Origin of the sequence: Desulfococcus multivorans (assembly GCF_001854245.1) — a bacterium.
In the GTDB taxonomy this organism is placed as follows: Bacteria; Desulfobacterota; Desulfobacteria; order Desulfobacterales; family Desulfococcaceae; genus Desulfococcus; species Desulfococcus multivorans.
Genome location: NZ_CP015381.1, coordinates 2,202,797 through 2,226,953, shown reverse-complemented (window position 1 = coordinate 2,226,953; position 24,157 = coordinate 2,202,797). Strand labels below are relative to the sequence as shown.

Sequence of the window (24,157 nt, the reverse complement as noted above, 5' to 3'; positions counted from 1 at the left end):
ACGGGGCGTTTATGCCCCTTCAATCCTCTCAACATTACGAAAATCGAAAGTTGGAAATTGATTATTCAACAAGGTTTGGAATCGAGCCTTTTAAACCGCCATAAGTGCCACCACCGCCTCTGCCTTCAATGACTGATAACTTACACAAGACATTAGCTTCCACATTCGTAATTGGTGGTCCTTCGGAACCCTTAACAATTATAGTTGCAAAACCTAAAATTTTTCCGTATTTTGGATTGGAACATTCTCCTTCTTCCTCGTACACAGGGATAGCGGTTGTCCAAACCGAATCGTCGCCGTCACCATCTCTATACCTGAAGTAGTCGAAAAGATTTGGAAAAGGTGCTGGTGCTTTCCCCACGCCATTGGGAATTATTCCACCTTCATTTCCGTCGTAAGTACTATCTAAATGCGCGGATGAATTTTTCTTTGGTATAAGTTTGCCAAGGTCTCCACCAGTATAGTTGAGCGTATCCCCAACAGACAGCTCCGGGGAAACTTCCGGAGTAACACTTTTAAACGGAGGGGATGTGTAGTATTCTTCATGATTTTCTAATAGCCAGTCGTGGCCAAGCGTTAAATTCTTTTCCTCACATATATCACAATCTTCGTGTCCTTCTATCAAACCTAGCATTTTATCGTATAATAGATTTCCATTTACACCATCAAAAAAATTGTGCCAGCCTGCACAACTGTCCTGCGTCGGAGAAAAATCGATGGTATCTATGTCGTCGCACTTTTCTTTAAATAAAATCTCGGAAATACCGATCGGTAAGGTCAATGCACCTTCAGCAACTTTGTTAGGCCCGGTAAGCGCAGCAGTTGCATGAGCACTTACATCAATCGGGTCATCCATCATGTTGATATCAGAGCTGTTGATGCCTAAGTTTTTGGATAAATTGTTAGTAAATGTAGAAATAGCATTAAAAGCTTTGACGAAAAATGTTGTGAGCTGAGAATTAGCTGCCTTGCTACGTCGAGCCGTTACCTGAACTGCATCCGGAGGGTCATTAGGATATCCCAGAGTAGGATTCACTTGTTTTGACTCACTATCCCATTTTCCAATAATGATATCGCTATCAAGTATGGCTATGCTATCTTCATTCCCGGCTCTATTTTTTTTGGCAACATCTTTAACTGCTGCTGCCACTGCTGTCACCTCTTCCAAGCTAAATGTGTGAGTGCTTTGGTCAGAAACAGGATAGTTCAGGTAAATTGAACCCAAATGGCCAGCGCCCGCCAGCGCACCAGCATCGGCAATATTTTGTAGTTCATTTCTTGTCGTTTTAATATAACCGACATCTATCGCCAAAACAGTAACGCCAATCAATCCAGCAAGCATAAACAACACAAAAACAGCAGTAACCCCCTTGTTATTCCGCAGCGCATCCATTTTGTTTTTTTTCTCATCCATTTTTTCTCCTTTGGGTTTTCCGGCGCTTTTATCTGGATGCAACATAGGTGGTAACGCGCCGCCGTTGATCTATTTTCAGAGATAGCGTTTTTTATCAGGAATAAAAGATAGTTGCAGGATAATTTTGACCGGATTTTATCATGTTCACTCGTACCTCATTACCGTTATGGCTTCCATCGGAATTTGATCTATTGGCAAGAAAAGAAAGTCATAGTTGAAAGTGACTTTCACCATAAGCGTATCTCCAAATTTCGCTTCGTTGATGGAGATTTCGGTATTTTTATTATCGAATGCCTTGGGAACAGTGATTGGATCCTCTCTGTCGCCGAAGGTGACAAGATGACTCTTGCACCATTGATCAACAAGGTCTTTGATTTTATCTTCAGGCACTCTTGGTATCCTGGATACAATCCCCGCCCGCGCCCCTTCCCGGCTCGCGTTGGTGATGACATGTTTGTTCATAAAAAATATGCCGAATTCGATGATCCCAAACAGTATCAGCATCAAGAAAGGAAGAATGAGGACGAACTCCACAGCAACAATACCGCTCCGATATCTGTCACTTTCCGAAAAGAGCTCGACAGCCGATGCAGGATGCGTTCGATTGATTTTTGCCATAACTTCCTCCATGCCGTGGGCTAATTCAGCTTCGGCTCCATTCTCATGGTCGTACTCGCGGATATGTTGATAATATTTTGCAAATCTGGAACCTTGTACAAAATGTCCAAGCCCATAATAGATGCAAAAATAAGATTGTAGTCTTTGATTTTAACGCCAACCGTCAAATACTCATTGCCTGTAGCGGTGAATTCCTCCGGAATGACCGTGACTTCAATATCCTCAGGATCAATAGGCGAAAAACCCAGCAAAAAACTTTTCTTCTCTTCGTTGAGCCAGTAGTTTTTTACAATACCTTCTATGTCTGCCTCGGTATATTCATGCTTAATACCATCAAGAGTATATTCGCGCGTAATGCCGGCACGTGCGCCTTCTCTACTCGCATTGGTAAGGACCTGTTTGTTGTAAAAGATGGCTCCGAATTCAATGCCCCCGAACAAGAACAACAACAATATCGGCAGGACAATGAGGAACTCCAGGACGGCTGCACCGTTTTGATTTTTGGGTAACATTTTTATATCCCTTGCTTGCATTGCTAAACGACAATCAAATTCAAATGGTGTAGTTTGTCGGCATCATGATCTTGCATTGCGTTGTTCTGCTTACCTGCAAGATTTATACACATTTCGAAATTCCAGCGCGAATATTCATGCACACTTTTGCCGTTAACCCATAAAGCTGCCGTCTTTTAATGCTTTTCAACGCATTAGAGGGGTTCGTTTTGTTGCGAGATCACCTGCCCGTTGCACAAAAATAGTAGAAGTCGGACAAAAATTGACACGGATCGCCATTGTTTCCCGGAGGTCGAAGGGATCGGCAGTTGTGTTCCAACATCCCAATCCGATTTTTTTTTTTTGAGATAAACAGGGAATACTTCACGGATTTATCGGAGCTTATTCTTCTCCGTTGCCCTGCCGCATGGCGATCATGTCGCCGGTGGCGGCGTCGATGTGGAAGGTTTTGTAGGTGCGGACGTATTTTTTGGAGCCGATGGACTCCACCAGGTTCACGGAGGGCATGCGGCGGTAGAAGCCGATGGTGACCTGCCAGGTGGTGCGGTCCTGGGACAACTCGACCGCCTCCAGCAGAACGTCTTCGAACCTGCGCGTGTCGTACAGTTCCTGAAAGAGTTGGAAAGCAATCTTGACAGCCGCTCTTACGTCGATCATGACGCATGTCCTCCGCATATCGGGTTCTTATCATATAGATTCAACTTTCGACTTTCATGATGATAACCGGATGGAGGTGCCGGGAGGATACGGCCCGGGCCCCTTCAGCGGTGAGTTTTAGTGCCGCTTAAGCGCCGCGGAGGGTCAGCGGCCCGGACTGTTTGAGCGCAAGCGAGTTTCCGGGCCGCCCGGAGCAAGCTTTAGCGGCACTTGAACGAAACCGCGTGGGGCGCGGGCCGTATCCTCCCGGCACCGGCCTATGAAAGTCGAAAGTTGAGATATCGAATTCTCATCAACCGTTGACAAACCCTACCACAACGCCTACTTATTCATCAATTTCTTTCTACAATGCGACTTTCGGCTTTCGTAATGGTGACCGGATAGAGACTGAAGACCGAAGCGGCATCAACGCCCCATTCGCCACAGGCCCACCCCTTCAGCCTTCAGCCTTTAGTCTTCAGCCTCAAGGGAGGCCCGGACTGTTCGAGCGAAAGCACGTCTCCGGGTCGCCTGAAACAAGCGTTACATGAACCTGAACATGGAAGGTGCCTGAAACATGGAACATCCCGAAGAATCGACTGCCCAGGAATTCACTGTGGACATCGACGTGCGGTTCCGCGACCTCGACGCCATGGGACACGTCAACAACGCGGTCTACTTTACCTATTTCGAGGAAGGCCGGAAGTATTTTTTTTATCATCTCATGCAGTCGCAAAGCGCCGCGGATTTTCCGTTTATTCTGGCCCGCGCCGAATGCGACTACCGCCGGCCGATCCAGCTCGCCGATCCCCTCTCCCTCCGGATGCACGTATCGGAGATGGGCGGCAAGAGCTTCATCCTGACCTACCGCCTGGTCCACCGGGAGGATCCTTCCATTGTGTTCGCCACGGGGAAGACGGTCCAGGTCAGCTACGACTATGCCAACCAGCGAACCATGACCACGTCCCCCGAGATCCGGGCCAAGCTGGCGCCTTACACGGCAGCAGACGCCGCAAGGTGACGAGAGGCTTTCGTGGCAATTTGCGGGCAAATACGGAAACGGATCGTCAGGATGGATCAGCGCCTCCTGGATGAGTACGGCCCCCAGGGGTGGTGGCCTGTCACGCCTCCCGGCGGAGACGCGCCTGAGTATCGCGTTGGAGAGGAAGGGGCGGCCGTGGACGATCGGGCCGCCTTCGAGATCGTGGTGGGTGCCGTGCTCACCCAGAACACGGCCTGGCGGAACGTGGAAAAAGCCCTGGTCAACCTGGCCAGGGAGATCGGGCTGGACCCCGCAGCCGTGGCCCATGCCGGCCCGGACCTGGAATCCGCGGTCCGGCCGTCGGGCTACTTCAACCAGAAGGCCGACCGATTGCGGACGATTTCAAGGCACATCCTCGATTGCGGCGGCATCACGGCGTTGCGGGGATATCCCACCGATGCCCTCCGCCGCCTGCTCCTTTCCTGGAAAGGCATCGGCCCTGAAACCGCCGATTCCATCCTCTGCTACGCCTTCACCCGCCCAGTCTTCGTGGTGGACGCCTACACCCGCCGGCTCTTTAACCGCCTCGATCTCCCCCACGCCTCTTACAAAGAGATGCAAACCCTCGTCCACCAAGCCATCGCGCCGGACACAGCCCGATACAACGACCTCCACGCCAGAATCGTGAATCTGTATGTATCGAAAGGGCAGGAGGGGTTTGTGGGGAGGCTGAAGGCTGAAGACTGAAGGCTGAAGGGGTGCGTTTGTGGCGATCGCGACAGTTTGCCCAGTGAGCTTCAATTGATAATTATGAATTTTGAATTATGAATTATGAATTGATGGTTACTAACCCCATAACCCCATAATCACTTAATCACTTAAGCACTTAATCACATAATCACTTAACACCTTAAAACCTTAAAACCTTAAAACCATAACACCTTCCCCTTCATTCCACCACCCTCAAAAAGAGTGCAAGTTCCCCTTCCCCAATGACCTGACCCAACAACAGGCCGCCGTTCAGGTTGGCGGCTTTTGCGGCGTCTGAGATTTGTTTTGCGGCGTCGGGCGACCATATTCTGGGTGAAAGAAAAATAACATTTTCAACGGCCCTGTTTTTTAACGCCTCGACGGCCTTGGCAATGTCGGATGGTTCAGGTTTGCCTGAAAACCCGTAGTTTTTCCAATCAATGACAAAGTTCCCGGCAATCTCCGGTATATTCAATTCCACGTCCGCTTCAAGCGTCCCTTGAGGATCGATGCTGCGCTGATGTTTCCAGCCGAAAGCCTCGATGTCGATTTTCCGGATTGCCGGTAATTCGCGGAGCGCGCCGGGGACGGTCTGCCCGGCGCTGATCTGAATCCGGATGCCTTTCCGAACCAGCCAATGGGTTCCGACGATTTCCAGGGCATAGTTCAACGCATTGCGTTTCGATCCGGCCACAAGCAGGATGTTGCGGGTAGATCCGATGGACGCCTGCTCCAGAATCCCAGGGACATAGCTGCCGTTCCGCCGGAAAAATTTAACGGCTTCCATATACATATTATATCGAACCGCCCCCAGGTTATCGAATACCCGTCCGATGTCAAGCAGTTGAATATAGCGGCCCGAAGCGGGCGGCCCGACCCTTGTCAGCAACTCGGCAATTCGAAGCGTTTCCTCGGCGGCCGATTGGGTGACATCCGCACGCGTCACACCGGCAATGACGCTTAACAGCGCCTTGAGGCCATCCGATCCTCCCAGGCCTTGTCTGACGCCTTTTCCGGCGAAGCGTTCGTGTTTGACGATCGTGATGAGCGTCGGCACCGCGTCATTCAGTATTCCGGATATCTTGATCAGTTCTTTCATCATGTCCCGGGGGCTGTCCCGGGTTTTCACGGTGTTGCGGACCAGGGTCGCAACGTCCTGGTAGCCCTCGGCATTCCTGGACCATGTCTCGAAAAAAAGCCGGCCTTCATCACCGTGCTCCGCAAGAGCCCCGACAAACGTGGGGAAGACCCTGGGATCGCCTTCAACGGCTTTTTTAAAAATCCGGTCATTAAAAAATGCGGCCGCCCGTCTGAGACGGCCCGCTTGGATGCGATGCAATTTCTGCAGGGTGGTTAACGGATCTTCAAGCAGTGAGAGCAGATCCGCAATATTCGCAACCGTCCGCGAACTCAGGCCCTTGTCGGTTTTTATTTCCAATAGGAAGGAGACGATATCGGCAAATTCATCATCGGTCAGCTTGCGGCCTTGGAAACTCTGGGTTGCGATTCCGTAGATTTCATCCAATGCATCTGGAATTTCATCCAGGGTTTTTCCGATCTGCCTGGGCGGCAGTCGATTCAATTCCCACAGGCAGCCGTCCGGATTGCAGACCGGGTGGTCGAGATAACGGGCAAGTTTCCGCATCCGTTCATGCAGCAGCGATACACCGCCTTTTTTGACGGCATCCTCCGCAACACCGACCAGATTGGATATGTGCGTGATCTCGGACACAACCTTTGAGAGGTTGTCTGCATTCCTTGGATCGTTCAATGCTGTCTTTACGGCTGATTTCAGCGGCGCCAGAAACTCGCCGAATCCCCTGGCCGCTTTGGTACCGGGCCTGATCAGTTTTATCTGGGCCTTGGCGCTCACCAGAAAGGCATTCAAGGATAATCCCGCCGGCGGCAGCAGATAGCCGAAATCGGCCAGCAAACCAATGCCGGATAAGTAATAGGCGATTTCGTCCAGAATTCCCAGTTCGCGATCCAGATAGGATTTCAGGTGATAAACGAGTATCTCCCGCAGATCGCCGGCAAATGGAATCATTCCGAACTTCAAATCCAGCATGAAGGTCTCTTTATCATGGACTTCGGCAAAGACCATCCACTTGACCCACTTCTCCAGTTCTCCGGGTTGGGCACTGAAGGAACCCGGACGGATCAGCCGAATATCATTTTTCTGGGCATACGCCTTGCCGTCGATCTCCGCAAAAATATTCAGGCGGGAGTCGATTTCATCCGTGTTGCCGAGGCTCGGGGGTTTCAGAAATTGCTCCCCGTATTTTTGCAGCTCAGTCTGCAGGGATTCCAGATCGGTGCTTAAGGTCTTGCTGAATCCCCGGATTCCGGCGACATAATAGAAGGCATGGACCCCGGGGGGCGTGACGGCTGTGGCGGGACCGAAAGGACTGTAGTTTTTCGGGGCACCGTAGCGGAATTGATTGTCTCCGCTGTCCGAGGCCAGGACGAAAGGCGGCACCAGCCCGGCTTTGTCATTTACCATCGTGTGAATCCGGCGTGCTTTTTTGCCGGTCACCGGAATCTTGTTTCCATATCGATCACTGACCTCAAACATCACCAGAAACGCCTGGCCGCCCTTCAACCGGGCATGATCCTCACCCGCATAACCGGCCAGAAATACCGGAACAGGCCGCTGTTCTTCACCCCAGAAACCCCTGAAAGGCACGTCGTTTACAATTCCAAGATAGCGTGTCGGATACTTCCGTTCTTCTCGTGACCAATCCTCGGCGGCATCTCTGATTTCGATCAACGCCTTCTGAAGCAGCCAGGTAACCGGCATCGGCGGCGTCAAATCCAAACCAACGGTGCCCCAGCGGACGGCATAGGTCGCCACCGTGTCGATGTATTCTGAAACATCGTCGAGGTATTCGAACTCGAAATTATTCGATACCAGCCGATCTCTGTCCTCCGGATCCCGGTCTTCGGAAATGTGAAACCGATCCCGGATTTCATCCGGGAAAATCTGCCGGATACGGGCGGGCTTTCCCGGACCGATGACATATTCCGCGGATTCTTTTTGAATCTCCGGAAGATTTGTCAAGTGAGCATGAATCTTGAAGCGATCGGCCGGGATCCGTTGACGGGTAAGTTCGTTTTGACCCTCGGCGCGGGCCGGCATTTGATAGCGGACCCGGCTGCGCCCCTCTTTGGCGTCCGTGTCGTAGATCAACGGAATTGTCACCCGGTTCAGCGGGGTTTCCGAAATCCCCCGGCCGGGTGGGTAAAAGCCGGGGGAACGCGGTCGATCCCGGGAATCTCCCGGGCTGAAGGTATACGACCAATCGACGTCCACTGCGCGTTTGGCCGCCCTGCGGTTGTCACCGGCATCACGGATGATCAATTTTGCATAAACAGGCAGCAGGCCAACCTCATCGGGATTGTCTCCAACATTCGCGTCGGCCGGCATCTCATGTTCGGCATACCAGCCCGCCTCCTCTCCCGAGAGCCTGGGCAATTCCCGGGGTATTATCTTCAGATCGACGATTTTCACGGTAACGGCGGCCTCGGCGGTGTGCCAATCTCCATCTTTTCCCAGAACCCGCAGCACGATCCGAAACGGTATGAGAGCGGTCCAGTTCACAGGGGCATTCCGGTCGTCCGTTCCATTCCAGTATACCCGCCAGTTGCCTTCGCCGGAGCGGGGCGCCGATACCGGTTGGAGGCGTACCTGTCCCCCGGCTGACAGCATCAGGCGGGGCGAGACCTCACGGGACAGGATCAGTTCAGCACCATCCGCGCCCCCGTAAACTTCGAGGACAACTTTTTCCGGTTCCGTGTCATTCGGAATCCAGAGGAAATCGATAGCCGCATCCTCATACTCAGGCGCAAAGTATTCCGTAACCCCGGTGATTTGTAATCCCTGTCCGAGAGAAACCCGGTGGGTCAGGGTCTGCTCCGCCATACCGTCGCGAACCACCAGTTCCAACGTGTAAGCGCCGGCTGGAAAGGATGTTTGTGTCGCTTCATCCTGCAAGCCGTTCCATGTCCCCAATCCGTAGAGCGATCGATTGGCGATTTCAAGGGTGAGACCCTGGGATCGCGGCGTCGGTCTCCGGTCGGCAAAGGTCTCCCGCAGGATATTGCCGGCCGGGTCGATGACGCGCAGACGCGCGGTCACCACCTCCCCGGGGATCATATGGAATGGGGTATCCCGGCGCTCGAAGACGATCCGCGCTGTCGGGCCGCCTTCAAGACCGCGACTTCTCAAACCGGGTCTCTCGCGCGAACCCGGGTTGAACCCGTAATGGGTCCGGTCCTTGAGTATTTCGACACGCCAGTTCTCGCGGCGCAATTGCAAGGCACCTTCTTCGGCAAGTTCTCCGGGCGAAGGTTTCCCCGTGAGGATGCGACCCTGTCGATCGACGGATACGGTTGCGTTGCGAAGGGCCGTGAGGATGCCGGGCGGCGTCACGCGACCATCCAATTCCCCCTTGAACGGGGCGGGGCCGGATCGGCTTGTGAGAAGATCGGTGCCTGACCGTGACCAGGTTGTTCCGATGACCACACCCGGGGCGGTGTCCAGCGCAACTCGCCCCCCTGCGAAGGTTCGTCCGTACATCATCCAGCCGGCCGCTTTGCCGGACGTCACCCTCCAGTAGCCCGACAACTCGAGGCCTTGTCGAATCCGCCGAAGGGTCACCGGCTTCAAAGCGCCTTTCCGGATGACACAATCACCTTTAATATCGCTGCCTTGATAATGCCCTTCCAAGGTGTCGCCGTCCGGTCCGGGCTTAAGATCCACCTCCGCTGCACGGTCCCAGGTATGGGGACAGAGCGTTTTGTACAGGAGGCGAAATCGTGTATGGATTTCCCCCTGCCAGCTTGCGCCTCCCCATGAAGCCCGCAAAAACCAGTCCCCGGGTTTGAATCCATAACCGGTCTGGGATTCAGGGGATACGCTGGCCCACACACCCGTGATGCTGCCGCCCGTCTGGGTTATCCGGACCACCGATTCCGGCCTGTCCTGCACCTGCCACAACCCCCGCAGGTCGCCGGGCTCCTGCCGGGCCCCGTATGCCTGGCCGGCTGCCAGGAAAATAAAGAGGCAGAACAGGACCGTGCGAGCGGGTTTCATTTGGGTCAACATGACGCCGCGCTCCTTTTACAGCGAACAATCCCGGGTTGGGCCTATCGTGGAATCCCCTTCGGGAAGCCCCGTATCCGGCCGGCAGGTTGAGGCTTGAATTTGAGTGAATTGCGCTATCGGAGCTGTCGTGATCTATCAGGAGGATTCCTGGATATGAACAGAAGGGAGAAACCAACCATCCGATTTTTACAGGATTTGCGGCAACGGGGATTTGTAGATTATCGCAGCACCCAGACCCGTTCGGCCAAAAACGACCATAAGATACAGGTCTTCACTGAGGGAGGATTTGTCAAGGACGCTCGAAAAAAATATTCTGACGCAAAGGCTGAAGACTGAAGGCTGAAGACTGAAGGGGTGCGGTTGTGACGACCGCGACACGTTACCCAGTAAGCTTCAATTGATAATTGTGAATTATGAATTTTGAATTATGAATTGACGGTTATCAACCCCATAATCACATAATCACATAATCACTTAATCACTTTTCCCCCATCTTCACCACCCGATGCCCTTATCCCCTTCAGCCTTCAGCCTTCAGTCTTCAGCCTGTCCTTTTTCAATCGTTCCTCGATCGTCTTCATCGCATCCATGAAAGCGCGCCGGCTCTTTTCCGCGTAGGGATTGTAGCGGTTCATGTCGACGAACAGCTGCCAGGTGTCGTGGGTGACGACTTCCAGGATGTGGAGGAGCCGTTTGTACCCCTCGGTGTCGATGATGAGCTCGCCCGTGCCCGAGGCCTCCAGGGACCGGCCGATGAAATGGGTCAGGCAGAGGCTCATGGCGATCTGGCGGTCGTGCTCCTCGGGAGTCGTCTCGATGACGACCAGCCCCCGGGCCTTGAGATAGGACTTGATCTTGTCGTAGCGGGCGTCGGAGATCCGGGTTTTGCAGAGGACGATCTTCCGGTCCAGGAGGGATGTGGCCGCGCTGTCCGGACCGAACATGGGGTGGGTCGCCAGGATGTCGACGGAAGGCGGCAGCAGCGTCGTCATCCATTGGACCGGGTAGACCTTGACCGAGCAGACATCCACCACCACGGCGTCGGGGACGACCAACGGCGCGATCTCCTTCAGGAAATCCGCCATCCGGGATATGGGGACGCTCAGGATGACCACCCGCTGGCCGGCAGCCTGGGCCATATCCGCCGGGACGGCACCGATCTCCGAGATCTGCTCGGCCTTGTCGCTCCTGTTGTAGACGTATACCGTGTAATCCTTGGCCAGATACCCGGCCATAAGCCTGCCGAACCGTCCGAATCCGATAATTCCAATCATGAGTTGATGCTTTCGGGGTTTTAGGCTGAAGGCTGAAGACTGAAGGCTGAAGGGGAGGCATTTTGTGCTTTCTTCAATTTGAAGCTCTTCACCTTGTTTACCTTCAGGCTTTAGTCTTTGGTTTTAGTCCTCAGCCCTTGTCATTTCAGGCTTCGGACTATGCTCTCCAGTCTATTTTACCTTCAACCTTCAGTTATAGCCTTTAGCCTGCCCTACCTTCAGTCTTCAGCCTTCAGTCTTCAGCCTTTAGTCTTCAGCCTGTCCTGCCTTCAGTCTTCAGCCTTCAGCCTTCAGTCTGTCCTCCTGCCTTCAGCCTGCCCTCCCGTCCGTCAGCAGGCGGTTTCTGGGGGGCATCAGGCCCTTCTGGTCCACCACGTCGACGCCGGCGGCGGTGATGGCGAAGCCGCCGTTGTCGGTCCGCTGGATCCAGGCCTTTTCCTTCAAGTACCAGACGTGAAATTCCAGAACCTTTTCCGGCCATCCCGTCAGCTTTTCGAGATGCCACAGGCCCACGTTGGAATGGTCGTTATTCTCACGCCGGTCGACATAGAGCACCGAGAGAATCCGGTTGCGGATGGCCTGGTCGTCATCCCAATCCTCCGCCGGCGCACTTTCCGAGAGTGTTCGCCACACGTGCGCCTTTCGCTGCTCGTACGACACATCGTAGGCGGCACGTTTTTCCGGATCCTTCAATACGTTGTAAGCATGGGTCAGCGCTTCGAATTTCTCGATGCTGCCGGTTTTTCGGTTGTCGGGATGATACCGCTTGGCCAGCAGCCGGTAAACGCGCTCGATGGTTTCGAAATCAGCGTTGGGGCTGATCTGAAGGTCCTCGTAATAGTCTTCAAAGGATTTGCAGTTCATGAGGGGGCTTCCATAACTGGGGCAAGGGTTATGTCGATGGGATATAACTTATAGAAAAATAGTTTGTTTGTCTATTGGAAATGTTGGGCGCGGGGGATTTAAGGTTTTAGAGTTTTAGAGTTTTAGAGTTTTATGGTCGTTATGTGGTTATGTGATTAAGCGATTAAGTGATTATTTGGTTATGGGGTTATGGGGTTAGTAACCGTCAATTCAAAATTCATAATTCATAATTCATAATTATTATTGAAGCTTGCTGGCTAAAGTGTCGCGGTCGTCACAGACGCACCCCTTCAGTCTTCAGCCTTCAGCCTCAAGCAGCGCCTTTTCCATCCTCTCGAACCCCTCCACCAGCGTCTCTTTCGGCACGGCGTAGGAGATTCGGATGTGGTTTTGGGCGCCGAAGGCTTCGCCGGGGACGACGGCTACGCCGGTCTTTTCCAGGAGGGCGGCGGCGAAGTCCTCGGCGGTTTCACCTTTTTGAAGCCGGGCCGAGATGTCGGGGAAGAGGTAGAACGCGCCCTGGGGGCGGACGCAGGTGAACAGCCTTGCGGCGTATTCATGGGCGATGTCCCTTTTTTCCGCCAGCTCGCCCCGCCACTTTTGAACGACCGTCGGGTCCAGATCCATGGCTGCCAGGGCCCCGTGCTGGGCAAAGGTGCAGACGTTTCCGGTGAGGTGGCTCTGGAGTTTGCCGAGGGCCCGGATGAGGGGTTCGGGTCCGGCGCCGTAGCCCACCCGGAATCCGGTCATGCTGAAGCTTTTGGAGAAGCTCCGGACGACGATGAGGCGGTCCCGAATGGCTTCATACGCGAAAAGGCTGTGGTGATCGAGGTTGTCATACACGAAAAAGGCGTAGGCCTCATCCGCGATGATCCAGAGGTCCCGCTCACGGGCCAGGTCGGCGATCCATGCCAGGTCCTGTGGGGGGTATACCGCGCCCGTGGGGTTGTTGGGAGAGTTGACCAGGATGGCGCGGGTTCGGGGCGTCACGGCCGCGGCAATGGCCCGGCGATCGAGCTGATGGCGGTGTGTATCCACCATCACCGGACAGGCTCCGGCCAGGCGGATCTGCTGGGAGAAGCTCACCCAGTGGGGGTTGGGCAGAATCACCTCGTCGCCGGGGTCCAGAAGCACCTGGAAGAGGCCGTAGAGAATCTGCTTCGAGCCGTTGGCGATAAGGATGTTCTCGGGACCCCACCCCGCGAAGGATTCGGCGACGGCCGACCGGAGGCGGGCCATGCCGGCCACCGGGCCGTACCGGGTCTCTCCCCGGGCCAGGGCCGCCTGGGTGGCGGCGACGATCGCGTCGGGGGTGGGGAATTCAGGTTCGCCCACGGCAAAATTGACGATGTCCCGCCCCCCGCTGCGGAGCCGCTCGATCAGGGCGGTGAACCGAACGGTGCGGGAGGCCTCGACAGCCTCGATGCGTCTGGAAAGTCTCATCCCGGAAACCCCGCGGCACGACCGGCCTGGATCAGAGCCGTGTCCGCCAGAACCAGGGCCGCCATGGCCTCCACAATGGGCACGGCCCGGGGCACCACGCAGGGGTCATGGCGCCCCTTGGCCGCCAGAACGGCGGGATTCCCGTCAAAGTCGGCCGTTTCCTGGGCACGGCCGATGGTGGCCGGGGGCTTGAAGGCCACCCGGAACCAGACAGGCTCGCCGTTGGAGATCCCCCCCTGGATCCCGCCGCTGTAGTTGGTTCGGGTTCGGAGCTGCCCGCCCCTCAACACAAAGGGGTCGTTGTGGGCCGATCCGCGCATCCGGGCGCCGGCAAAGCCCGATCCGATCTCGAAGCCCTTGACGGCGGGGATGGAGAGCATGGCGTGGGCCAGCCGGGCCTCGAGCTTGTCGAAGACGGGCTCGCCCCAGCCCGGGGGGACGTTCCGGCAGACGCAGGAGACCACCCCGCCGATGGAGTCGGCAGCCTCCCGGGCCGCCAGGATGATCTCGGTCATCTGCCCGGCGGAGGCGGGGTCGGGGCAGCGGACAAGGGCCTGATCCACCATGTCCCGGGTGATGGTCCCGAGATCCGGCGCCGGTGCGGACAGCTCGCCCACGCCGCTCACCCAGGCGACGATCTCGACACCCCAGGCCAGGGAGAGGAACTTCTCGGCCACGGCCCCTGCCGCCACCCGGCCGATGGTCTCCCGGGCGCTGGCGCGGCCGCCGCCGCTGGCGGCCCGGATGCCGTATTTCATCTGGTAGGTGTAATCGGCATGGGAGGGCCGGGGAATGTTCCGCATCTCCGCATAGTCTCCCGGCCGCTGATCCCGGTTGGGCACCAGGAGCCCGATGGGGGTGCCCAGGGTCAGGCCGTTTTCCACCCCCGAGAGGATGGCGACCGTATCGCTCTCCCGGCGGTCGGTGGTGATCTTCCCCTGACCGGGGCGCCGGCGGTCGAGCTGGGCCTGGATATCCGCCTCGCTCAGGGGAATCTGCGGCGGGCAGCCGTCCACGACCGCGCCGACCCCCTTGCAGTGGGATTCCCCGAACGTGGCGACCCTGAACACGTTGCCGAAGGTACTGGACATTATCGATCCTTTCCGTCAATCCGCATTGACATAAAGCGTCCCGAAGGCCTCCCAGTAGGTGGGAAAGGACTTTTCCACGCATGCCTCGCCCAGGATCCGGACTCCCTGGGTTTTCAACCCGGCCACGGAAAAGGCCATGGCGATGCGGTGGTCGTTGTAGGTGTCGATGACGGCGGCCTGGGGGACGCCGCCTTTGATGCGGAGCCCGTCCTCGGTGCAGCGGGCGTCGATCCCCATCTTGGAAAGCTCCGTTGCCACGGCGGCAAGCCGGTCGCACTCCTTGGCCCTCAGGTGGGCCACGTTCTGGATCTCGGTCACGCCGTCGGCAAATGCGGCCACCACGCCGAGGGTCGGCACCATGTCGGGAATGTCGGACATGTCCACGCTGATGCCGGTAAGCCGTCCGCCCGAGACCGCGATACCGTCGCCGTCCGGGTGAACAGCGCAGCCCATGCGCTCCAGGCAGTCCAGGAGCCGGATGTCGCCCTGTCGGGAGTCCCGGCTGACGCCCCGGACCTTGACGCGCCCGCCGGTGACCGCCGCGGCCGCCCAGAAATAGCTCGCGTTGGAGATGTCCGTCTCCACCCGGTAATCGCCTGCTTGATATGCCTGCCGCCCGGGGACGAAAAAGCGTTCGTACCCTTCCCGCTCCACTGCAATCCCCAGGCGTGCCATGACATCCACGGTCATGTCGATGTAGGGCTTGGAGACAGGGCCCTCCAAGATGCGGATCTCCACGCCGTCGGCGGAGAGCGGCGCGATCAGGAGGATGCCCGAGAGATACTGGCTGCTCACCCCGCATTTCAGGTTCACGACGCCGCCGGCAAGCGGCGCGCCGTCCACCTGGATCGGGGGGCATCCGTTTCCGGCAAGGGAGACCGCCGAAACCCCGATCTGCCGGAGTCCGTCCAGCAGGTCCGCCACGGGCCGTTCCTGCATCCTCGGCGTGCCGGTGAGGACGGTTATGCCGTCGGTGAGGGCGGCCACCGCCGTGAGGAGCCGCACCGAGGTGCCGGAGTTGCCGAGGTGGATCGTGTCTCCGGCCGTCAGCCGCCCGCCCGTGCCGTTAACGACGCGGCGGCCCCCTTCCACGGCCGTGACGACGCCCATCCGCTCCAGGGCCGTAAGGGTCAGGAGGGTGTCTTCGCTTTCCAGCATGTTTTCAATAGTGGATCGGCCCTCGGCAAGGGCTGCCGCGATAAGCAGGCGATGGGTGTAGCTCTTGGAGCCGGGCACGTTCACCTCGGCCGTGACGGATGTCACCGGTGTGATTTCAATCATCTCTCTTCCCTAACAGGTTCATCACGGTGTCCCGCATGAGGGCGACGGGCGCCTTCATACCGGTCCAGCATTCGAACTGAAACGCCCCCTGATAGACGAACATGGCGACGCCGTCCACAACGGTGCAGCCTCTCCGGGCGGCCGTCTTCAGCAATCGGGTCTTCAGGGGATTGTAAACGATGTCCATGACCGTCATTTCCGGCACGAGCATCCGCTCGTCCACCGGCACGGCGTCGGTTAGGGGCGTCATGCCCACCGCCGTGGTGTTGACGAGGACATGGTACACGGGCTTGCTGAATTCCGCAAGAGGCAGGAACGGCACGTCCAGGTCCCGGGCCAGGGCCTCCCCCCGGTCGATCGACCGGTTCACGATGGTGATCCGCGCGCCTGCCGCCTTGAGACAGAAGGCGATGGCCCTTGCCGCGCCGCCGGCGCCGATCACGGCCACCGACCGCCCCTCGACGACGCACTTCTCCGTCAAGGCGGCCACCGCCCCCAACCCGTCCGAATTGTACCCCATCAATCGCCCCCCCTGGTTCACCACCGTATTGACGGCGCCGATGTTCCGGGCAACCGGGTCCACCTCGTCCAACAGCGGCATCACGGCCACCTTGTGGGGAATAGTAATGCTCCATCCCCCAAGACCCAGGGCTCTTCCCCCGTCAACGGCCGCTCCGATGTCGGCAACGTCGAATGCCAGATAAACCCCGTTATATCCCATCGCCGCAAAGGCCCGATTGTGCATGGCCGGCGAGAGACTGTGGGCCACAGGGTGTCCAAAAATGCCGTAGAGGCGCGTATTGGTATCGATATCCATAACTCTCACTGAGGCTGAAGGCTGGAGGCTGAAGACTGAAGGTTTTTGAGCCTGATATTTTTCAACGTGCGTTACAAAATAGGGTCATCCGTCAATCCAAATGCCCATAGCTTCCGATGATTCCGCACGCCCCCTCCTTCAGCCTTCAGTCTTCAGCCTTCAGCCTTTAGTTGTCAGCCTGCTTTATTACCCGTTTTTCGAAATGCACGGATCAGGCCGTTCAGGACTTTTTCAGTTTCCACAACGATCGGTTCAAGAATGGCATAATCTTTGGAACTCAAATATCCCAGGCGGTTTGACAAATTGAGTTGATAACTCAGTTCTCTCAGTGATCCAAAAGCGATATTCAGAAATCGCACATATTCGGTTTGGCTGTCACGAGCACAACCCTCCACGATGTTGGATGGAACTGAAACCGCAGCCCGACGTATTTGGGAGGTCAACCCGAACATCTCTTCCTTCGGAAATTTTCGCGTGATCCGATATACCAATACCGTCACTTCATCCGCCAACTCAAATGCCCGCAACTTCCGATGATCCCGCACGCCCCCTCCTTCAGCCTTCAGTCTTCAGCCTTCAGCCTTTCTTCTTCACCCCTCACTCGCCTTCGGATACGACCCAAGATGCTTCAAATACAGGCAAAGCTTCTTCATCCCCTCCAGGGTTTCGCTCACCGCCGCATCCTCGATGTGCCCCTCCACGTCCACGAAGAAGAAGTAGCTCCAGTTCTCGTGCCTGGTGGGGCGAGACTCCAGCTTGACCATGTTGAGGCCGGCGTCGGACATGGGCTTGAGAACCTTGTAAAGCGCCCCGGGCACGTGGGAGGTGACGAACATCATGGATGTCTTGTCCCGTCCGGTGCGGTGCACCGCGTCCCGGCCGATGACCAGGAACCGGGTGGTGTTGCGGGCCACGTCCTCGATGCGGGAGGCCACCACGGCGAGCTGGTACATCTGGGCCGCCTCCCTGGAGGCCACGGCGGCGGCGCCTTCGATCTCCGCGGCCTTCTGGGCGGCTCGGGCGGTGCTGTTGCATTCCTTCAGCACGGCGTCGGGAAGGTATTTCTGGAGCCACATCCGGCACTGGGCCAGGGCCTGGGGGTGGGAATAGACGGTCCTGATCGCCTTGAGGCCGCCCGCCCTGGACAGGAGATCGTGGGAGATCTGAAGGTACCGCTCGGCGCAGATCTTGAGTTCGGACTCGAAAAACAGGTCCAGGGTGTGGTTGACCGCGCCCTCGATGGAGTTCTCCACCGGCACCAGCCCGTAGTGGGATTCGCCCTTCTCCACATCCCGGAACACGTCGCGGATGCTCGGCTGCGGCGCGTATTCCACGGAGGGGCCGAAATGGTTCATGGCCGCGATGTGGGTGAAGGTCGCCTCGGGGCCCAGGAAAGAGACCCGCTGGGGCCGCTGGAGCTGCCGCGAGGCCGCCATGATCTGGGTGAACAGGTGGATGAGCACCTTTTCATCGAGGGGCCCGCGGTTCCGGCTGAGCAGACGGTCGAAGATCCGGCTTTCCCGGGAGCTGTCGAGCACCTGCCGCCCCTGTTCGGCCTTGATTCTGCCGACGTCCATGACCAGGCGAAGCCGTTCGTTGATCAACTCCAGGAGCTGATCGTCAATGGCGTCGATGGCCTTTCGACGGTCGTCGATCCGGGGATCGACGTCAATCCCGGGAGCGCTCATGCAGCACCTCCTCCAGCTCCGATATCCGGATATCCTCGACAACCGCCTCGCCCACGGCCTTCAGCAGCACGAACTTGATGTGGTCCCCCGACCGCTTCTTGTCACGCTTCAGGGCGTCCAGTGCCTGTTGCGGATCCACGTCAAGGCGGGTGGGCAGCTCGAGGGCCTCGAGAAGATCCGTCAGCCGTTGGAGATCCGTTTGGCCCAGATACCCGCGGCGAACCGACAGCAGACCGGCCACCGCCATGCCGATGCTCACGGCTTCTCCGTGGGGAACGCCCGTGACCTTTTCCACGGCGTGGCCGAAGGTGTGGCCGAAATTGAGCTTTCGCCGAACGCCGCCCTCCCGTTCGTCCTGGTTGACGATATTCGCCTTGACGACGACGGCGTCGTAAACCATCCGTTCGACCACGGCCGGCTCGAGGGCCAGGGCGTCCTGCCGGCGGTCCTCAACGTACCGGAAGAGGGCCGGGTCGGCGATGGCGCCGTGCTTGACGATCTCGGCGAACCCGCACAGAAGGTCCGCCCGGGACAGGGTCTTGAGCATCTCCATGTCGCAGATGACAAAGGCGGGCTGGTTGAAGGTTCCCACCATGTTCTTGTACCCGGCGAAGTTGACGCCGTTCTTGCCGCCGACGCCGGCGTCCACCTGGGCCAGCAGGGTCGAGGGCGCGAAGCCGAATTGAACCCCCCGCAAGTATGTCGAAGCGACGAATCCCGCCACGTCGCAGACAATGCCGCCGCCGATGCCGACGATCCAGGTGGACCGGTCCGCCGCCATTTTGATCAGGCGTTCATATATGAATTCCACGGTCTTGAGGGTCTTGTTGCGCTCGCCGATGCCGATCTCGATGATCGGGCAGTCGGGGAACCTGTCGCCGTAAAGCGCCCTGACGGCAGGGTCGGTGATGATGACCGTTCGATCGACGGGTACGTATTGGTCAAGGTGAGAGAAAGACTCTCCCACCCTGAGGGTCGAATCGCCGGTGCCGCCGTGAATGTGAAGGGTTTTCATGGAATGCTCCTGGTCCGGGCGTCAGGCCGTCACGGCGACTTTGTAGCGTCCGTTCCCCGAAAGGGCCGCGTCCCCCGAATTTCCCCGGCGGGAACGCAGAAGCTGTTCGTGGGCGGATCGGATGAGAGCCTCGGTGGTTTCCCAGGAGATGCACGCATCGGTGATGGATACGCCGTAGGCCAGCCTGCACGGGTCGTCGGTCAGTTTCTGGTTCCCCTCTCGGAGGTTGCTTTCCAGCATGAGGCCCACAATAGCGTCGTTGCCGTCCAGGCGCTGGTTGATGCAGTCCTGCCACACCCGGGCCTGGTTCTGGTATTTCTTGCTGGAGTTGGCATGGGAACAGTCGACGATGATGGCCTCCAGAAGGTTTTTCGCCCGGAGCTGGTCCACGGCCTCCCGGATGCTGACCGAATCGTAGTTGGGTCGACGTCCGCCCCGCAGAACGATGTGGGCGTACTGATTCCCGGTGGTTTTGACGACGGCGCTTCTGCCGTCGGCATCGATGCCCAGGAAACTCTGCGGGCTCCCCGCCGCGATCATGGCGTTCACCGCCGTTGTCAAGCCGCCGTCGGTGCAGTTCTTGAACCCGACAGGCATGGAAAGGCCGCTGGCCATCTCGCGGTGGGTCTGGGATTCCGTGGTGCGGGCCCCAATGGCCGACCAGCAGACCAGTCCCGCAATGTATTGGGGCGAAATGGGATCGAGCATTTCCGTTGCCGTGGGCATCCCCATCTCGGTGATCTTCAGGAGGAGGCGCCGCGCCCTTCTGAGGCCCTCGACAATGTCGCAGGAACCGTCCATGTAAGGATCGTTGATCATGCCTTTCCAGCCCACGTTGGTGCGGGGTTTTTCGAAATAGACGCGCATGACGATGCACAGGGTTTCCGAAACGGCCTCCCGCAGGGCATTCAGCCGTTCGGCATACTCGAGCGCCTCCTCCTCGTTGTGGATGGAACAGGGGCCGGTGATCACCAGAAGGCGGGGATCCTCCTTGTGCAGGATGCGCTCGATCGCCTTCCGTCCGGCGATGACCGTGTCGCCGGCCGTCCAGCTGATGGGAATCTCCTCCTTCAGTGCCTGGGGCGGCAGCAGGGGGACGAATTCCTTGACGCGGACATCGTAGGTGCGCTGCATTTCGGGGCTCATAGTCGGGTCTCCTTTTGGGTTAAGGAAACGAAAAAGGCCGCCGGGATGTTTTTTTCTCCCCGCGGCCTTTTTAAGTAAAAAAAAGAGCCGCGGGCGGGTCTGCCCTCGGCTCTTTCGCTTCGTTATGTGTGTGTATACCTCAGCGAACCCCAGGCAGACGTGCGGTGCCGTAAAAATAAAACCAGAAATAATACACGCTGCCGGCATAGGGGTTCATTTAAGTATATAATCCTCTTTTGATGATAACTTACAAAAAATGCAATACTGTCTCTGTTTACGGGAACCGTTTGAGGGTGTCAAGCTTTTTGTTGGGGGTCCCAGGAAAAAATTCGAGAGGCTGAAGGCTGAAGGCTGAAGACTGAAGGGATGCGAGGGCCACAGCCAGTGCCTTTATCCCCTTCAGCCTTCAGTCTTCAGTCTTCAGCCTTCAGTCTTCAGCCTTCAACAAGGCCGGGATTAAAATCGGTATCCGATCTGACCCGTCAATGTGTAGCCGTTCAGGTCGAATTCCGCCTCGATGGGAATATCTTCGATGGTATCGCTTAACTCCGCTTCATCCGTAAAGATACGCTTTCCCTCGATACCGAGGAACACCCTTTTATCGATGTTGATATTCAACCCCGCCACAATATGCGCACCGAGAACGGCATCATGGTCGTCGGCGGTAACTTCAAAACCGGCAACCTGGATATCAAAATCCCCATAAACATAATATACCCCCAGGCCCCCGCCCAGGTAAACCTCCCCCTGGTTGAACGGCAACACCCCCTTGGCACTGGCCGTTACGGGGATGATATGAATGTCGGCGTCCGCTCGGGCCGGAATCGTGTAAACATCATTATTTACGACAGCGTAAAAATTCCCGTTTGCGGCGTCGTCGGTGTTGGCATACCCGATGCTCGCTTCCAGGGCGAAATAAGGCGAAAGATAGCGGTTCAAGGCAAGTTCGGCGTTGAACCCCGTATCAAAATCATCCAGATCGTTGTTGGGGAAGTAGCCACCGGCCTTGAATACGGCGGTCAAATGCCGACTGTCATCCATATTCGAAGTCGTCGGTGCCGGCGCGGTTTCGGATGTCGCCGGTGTGTAGGTTCCGGTTTTGGCTAACTTCAGGGTTCCGTTCTGGTGGACGGTGACAATGTCGACAGCGTTGCCGCTGTCCAGGTGCTTGACCATCCACTTATCCTCTCCCATGAAAAAGAGTTTGACCCTGTCGCCCGGCTTGCACCCGCCCATTTTAGAGGCGTCGACCACCACGGCATCGATGACGTCCCCTTCCCTGATGTCCGAGAGCGGCATGCCTAAAAAGGCGGTATCCGTTTGAATGCCGAGCGCGTTTTGAAAGTCCAGAAGCGTTGCGTCGCCTGCAATGCTGGTGACGGTCGACAGGGCACAGATAAAGAACGCACAGATCAGCGACAGGGAGATGTAACGGCATTTTTTCATGGGAATTGTTCCTTTAGCGATTGAGGTCATCCACTTTCATGAACTCGGTTATAGCCAATTTTTTGCTCATATCACATTTCGTCGGAGATTTCTCCTACAGATCGACAAAATAATTCATCCAGGCGAAGTCTATGGCTGCCCTGGTGATAGCCGGCGGTTTCCGCTTGAAATAGGCCTCGTCGATCATGTGATCCACCAGATCCCGGGGATGACAACCAATGGGCTTGATGCCGGCGTCGTCGTATTTTCGGATGAGGTAGTCGAAGACCTCCTCGTCCAGAGGCAGCCGGTTGGCATCGCAGACCGCCTCGAAGATTTGCCGATATTCCCTGGGGGTAGGATAGTTGATCTTGATCTTGTAGCGCAGACGCCTCAGAAAGGCTTCGTCCGCCAGTTTTTCAGGCTCGAGGTTGGTGGCGAAGATAACCAGTTGATCAAAGGGGATCTCGAATTTCATGCCGGTGTGAAGCGAGAGGAAGTCCACCCGACGATCCAGGGGAACAATCCACCGGTTCAGCAGGCTCTGGGGATCGATGAGCTGACGGCCGAAATCGTCGACAACGAATATACCGTTGCCGGCCTTCACCTGCAACGGCGCTTCATAGTATTTTGAATTCGGGTTGAACTCCAGGTCGAGGGTTTTCAGGGTCATCTCGCCGCCGGCCATGACAATCGGCCGCTTGACACGAATCCACCGCTGATCGTGGCCCTCATCGTCGTCCTTTTTGGGCTGTGGGACGGCCTCATGGCTGACCTGGTCATACACGACGATGATCTGCCCGCCCACCAGCAGGGCATACGGGATATAGATCTCTCCGGGCAGGCTCCTGCCGATGCACTCCGCGATGGTCGTCTTGCCGCCGCCGGCCGGACCGTACAGGAAAATGGGCTTGCCGGAATTGATGGCCGCCCCGAGCCGCTGAAACATGGTCTCGCTCACGACGATGTCCGAGAAGGATTTCCGGATATCCGCCTCGGTCACGTCGAGGCTCTTGATGGTCTGGATTTCCACGGCCTCGCGATAGTCTTCCAGGGAAACCGGGGCCGGCCCAACGTACCGGCACTCCTCCATAAGGCCGTTGGCCATGTGAAGCCCCACTTCGGTGATGTTGTATTCGTAGAGCATCGTGGAAAACGAGGTGTTGCCTTTGGCGATTTCGATCAACCCGTCATTTTTCAGGGCGCCGACAATCTCGGCGATGACGTTCGCGTGAAGCTTGGTCCTGCCCACCATGCTCTGGATGGAAAACTTCTTGGTCATCAGGGCGTGCTTCAACACCAGGTCCCTGAGGACGTTTTCATCCAGATGGGTTTCAGCCGGTTTCCTGGGCGGTTTTGGGGTAAAATCGAAAAAACGGGCCAGGTCCGCCTCGGTGATCCGCCCGAGGGCGACCAGGTTGCTGCCCAGCCGTCCGCCGTAGGTGCGCATGCGGTCAAGGGCCGCCTGAAGATCGGCGCCGGTGACAAGTCCTTCCTCCAACAGCCGCTTCCCCAAAACCTTTTTCATATCTCCTCTCCTTCTATTTTCGGATTCAACTTTCGGTATTTATGGGCCGGTACATGGGGGGTCCGGCCGGCGCTTCGTACGGTTTATAGAGACTGAAGGCTGAAGACTGAAGGCTGAAGGGGTGCGTTCGCGCCAAACGATGCCTGTATTCCTTTCAGCCTGCAGCCGCTTTCCGATCATTGTCATAAACGTCGCTGTAGTATGTTGCGTATCGTTTTTGAAAGAATGGTGGACTTCAGCCTGATTTTATGCATAATTACAGCCGTGAATCGGCTGTGGTATCTTGTTGGAAATCATCGAACCATCCGCGCTCACCCCAAGCACAGGGCAATTGAAATGCTGTCAAACCTCTTCAGCGATCTTTACGTCCGTTTCCCCGACACCCTCCAGACCAAGGCCTTTTTCATGCTGTTCGGCATTGTGGCCGTCACCATCGGCTATTGGCTGAAACAGATCGTCGGCGCTTTCATCGTCTTTTGCATCGTGCTGGGTCTGTACCTCTACACCACCGGATTTTTTCATCGGCCATTCTGACGGCACGGAGATCGAACCTCCCGTTTATTCAC

20 protein-coding genes are annotated in these 24,157 nt (G+C 56.8%); 3 read left to right on the top strand and 17 right to left on the bottom strand.

Going from position 1 to position 24,157, the window contains the following annotated elements:
• Nucleotides 1–61: 61 nt before the first annotated feature.
• The 4 genes from dmul_RS09740 to dmul_RS09725 form a co-directional block, all read right to left on the bottom strand.
• Complete coding sequence (locus tag dmul_RS09740) at nucleotides 62–1,414, bottom strand: Tad domain-containing protein (RefSeq protein ID WP_020878274.1); 1,353 nt, start codon at nucleotides 1,412–1,414, stop codon at nucleotides 62–64.
• 144 nt (nucleotides 1,415–1,558) lie between these two features.
• On the bottom strand, nucleotides 1,559–2,032 hold the full coding sequence (locus dmul_RS09735) for a TadE family protein (RefSeq protein ID WP_020878275.1): 474 nt from the start codon (nucleotides 2,030–2,032) through the stop codon (nucleotides 1,559–1,561).
• A 20-nt stretch (nucleotides 2,033–2,052) separates the two neighbouring features.
• Nucleotides 2,053–2,544: a TadE/TadG family type IV pilus assembly protein gene (locus tag dmul_RS20720; RefSeq protein ID WP_020878276.1), complete on the bottom strand. Its 492-nt coding sequence runs from the start codon at nucleotides 2,542–2,544 to the stop codon at nucleotides 2,053–2,055.
• Between the two features lie 381 nt (nucleotides 2,545–2,925).
• On the bottom strand, nucleotides 2,926–3,201 hold the full coding sequence (locus dmul_RS09725) for a hypothetical protein (protein WP_020878277.1): 276 nt from the start codon (nucleotides 3,199–3,201) through the stop codon (nucleotides 2,926–2,928).
• 556 nt (nucleotides 3,202–3,757) lie between these two features.
• Between dmul_RS09725 and dmul_RS09720 the strand changes: the two genes are divergently transcribed.
• Both dmul_RS09720 and dmul_RS09715 read left to right on the top strand, forming a co-directional pair.
• Complete coding sequence (locus dmul_RS09720) at nucleotides 3,758–4,201, top strand: acyl-CoA thioesterase (protein WP_020875457.1); 444 nt, start codon at nucleotides 3,758–3,760, stop codon at nucleotides 4,199–4,201.
• Nucleotides 4,202–4,252: 51 nt separating this feature from the next.
• Complete coding sequence (locus dmul_RS09715; protein WP_020875456.1) at nucleotides 4,253–4,909, top strand: endonuclease III domain-containing protein; 657 nt, start codon at nucleotides 4,253–4,255, stop codon at nucleotides 4,907–4,909.
• Between the two features lie 202 nt (nucleotides 4,910–5,111).
• On the opposite strand, the gene dmul_RS09710 is transcribed toward dmul_RS09715, so the two are convergent.
• From dmul_RS09710 to dmul_RS09645, 13 genes are all read right to left on the bottom strand, one after another.
• Nucleotides 5,112–10,019 carry a hypothetical protein gene (locus dmul_RS09710; RefSeq protein WP_020875455.1) on the bottom strand — a complete coding sequence of 1,636 codons (4,908 nt, stop codon included), beginning with the start codon at nucleotides 10,017–10,019 and terminating at the stop codon, nucleotides 5,112–5,114.
• A 527-nt stretch (nucleotides 10,020–10,546) separates the two neighbouring features.
• Nucleotides 10,547–11,293, bottom strand: coding sequence for a prephenate dehydrogenase/arogenate dehydrogenase family protein (locus dmul_RS09700; protein ID WP_020878150.1), 747 nt, complete (start codon nucleotides 11,291–11,293; stop codon nucleotides 10,547–10,549).
• A 309-nt stretch (nucleotides 11,294–11,602) separates the two neighbouring features.
• Nucleotides 11,603–12,157: a J domain-containing protein gene (locus dmul_RS09695; protein ID WP_020878151.1), complete on the bottom strand. Its 555-nt coding sequence runs from the start codon at nucleotides 12,155–12,157 to the stop codon at nucleotides 11,603–11,605.
• 297 nt (nucleotides 12,158–12,454) lie between these two features.
• On the bottom strand, nucleotides 12,455–13,600 hold the full coding sequence (locus dmul_RS09690) for a pyridoxal phosphate-dependent aminotransferase (RefSeq protein ID WP_020878152.1): 1,146 nt from the start codon (nucleotides 13,598–13,600) through the stop codon (nucleotides 12,455–12,457).
• A complete protein-coding gene (gene aroC / locus dmul_RS09685; RefSeq protein ID WP_020878153.1) occupies nucleotides 13,597–14,691 on the bottom strand; it encodes a chorismate synthase in 1,095 nt (364 codons plus the stop codon). The genes dmul_RS09690 and aroC overlap by 4 nt, the downstream gene beginning before the upstream one ends.
• A gap of 15 nt (nucleotides 14,692–14,706) precedes the next feature.
• On the bottom strand, nucleotides 14,707–15,972 hold the full coding sequence (aroA, locus tag dmul_RS09680) for a 3-phosphoshikimate 1-carboxyvinyltransferase (protein ID WP_020878154.1): 1,266 nt from the start codon (nucleotides 15,970–15,972) through the stop codon (nucleotides 14,707–14,709).
• Nucleotides 15,965–16,789: a shikimate dehydrogenase gene (locus dmul_RS09675; RefSeq protein WP_020878155.1), complete on the bottom strand. Its 825-nt coding sequence runs from the start codon at nucleotides 16,787–16,789 to the stop codon at nucleotides 15,965–15,967. Before dmul_RS09675 ends, aroA begins: the two co-directional genes overlap by 8 nt.
• 173 nt (nucleotides 16,790–16,962) lie before the next feature.
• Entirely contained in the window at nucleotides 16,963–17,334 is a 372-nt protein-coding gene (locus dmul_RS09670) for a four helix bundle protein (protein ID WP_020878156.1), read from the bottom strand.
• Nucleotides 17,335–17,379: 45 nt separating this feature from the next.
• The gene (pheA, locus tag dmul_RS09665; protein ID WP_020878157.1) at nucleotides 17,380–18,477 is read right to left on the bottom strand and encodes a prephenate dehydratase; all 1,098 of its coding nucleotides are present in this window, start codon (nucleotides 18,475–18,477) and stop codon (nucleotides 17,380–17,382) included.
• Nucleotides 18,458–19,492, bottom strand: a complete 1,035-nt coding sequence (gene aroB, locus dmul_RS09660; protein ID WP_020878158.1) for a 3-dehydroquinate synthase — start codon at nucleotides 19,490–19,492, stop codon at nucleotides 18,458–18,460. The genes pheA and aroB overlap by 20 nt, the downstream gene beginning before the upstream one ends.
• Nucleotides 19,493–19,513: 21 nt before the next feature.
• Nucleotides 19,514–20,638, bottom strand: a complete 1,125-nt coding sequence (locus dmul_RS09655) for a 3-deoxy-7-phosphoheptulonate synthase (protein WP_020878159.1) — start codon at nucleotides 20,636–20,638, stop codon at nucleotides 19,514–19,516.
• Nucleotides 20,639–21,094: 456 nt separating this feature from the next.
• Nucleotides 21,095–22,084, bottom strand: a complete 990-nt coding sequence (locus tag dmul_RS09650; protein WP_020878160.1) for an outer membrane beta-barrel protein — start codon at nucleotides 22,082–22,084, stop codon at nucleotides 21,095–21,097.
• Between the two features lie 94 nt (nucleotides 22,085–22,178).
• Nucleotides 22,179–23,591, bottom strand: coding sequence for a P-loop NTPase family protein (locus dmul_RS09645; RefSeq protein ID WP_020878161.1), 1,413 nt, complete (start codon nucleotides 23,589–23,591; stop codon nucleotides 22,179–22,181).
• Nucleotides 23,592–23,927: 336 nt separating this feature from the next.
• Between dmul_RS09645 and dmul_RS09640 the strand changes: the two genes are divergently transcribed.
• A complete protein-coding gene (locus dmul_RS09640; protein ID WP_040416559.1) occupies nucleotides 23,928–24,125 on the top strand; it encodes a hypothetical protein in 198 nt (65 codons plus the stop codon).
• Nucleotides 24,126–24,157: the final 32 nt, after the last annotated feature.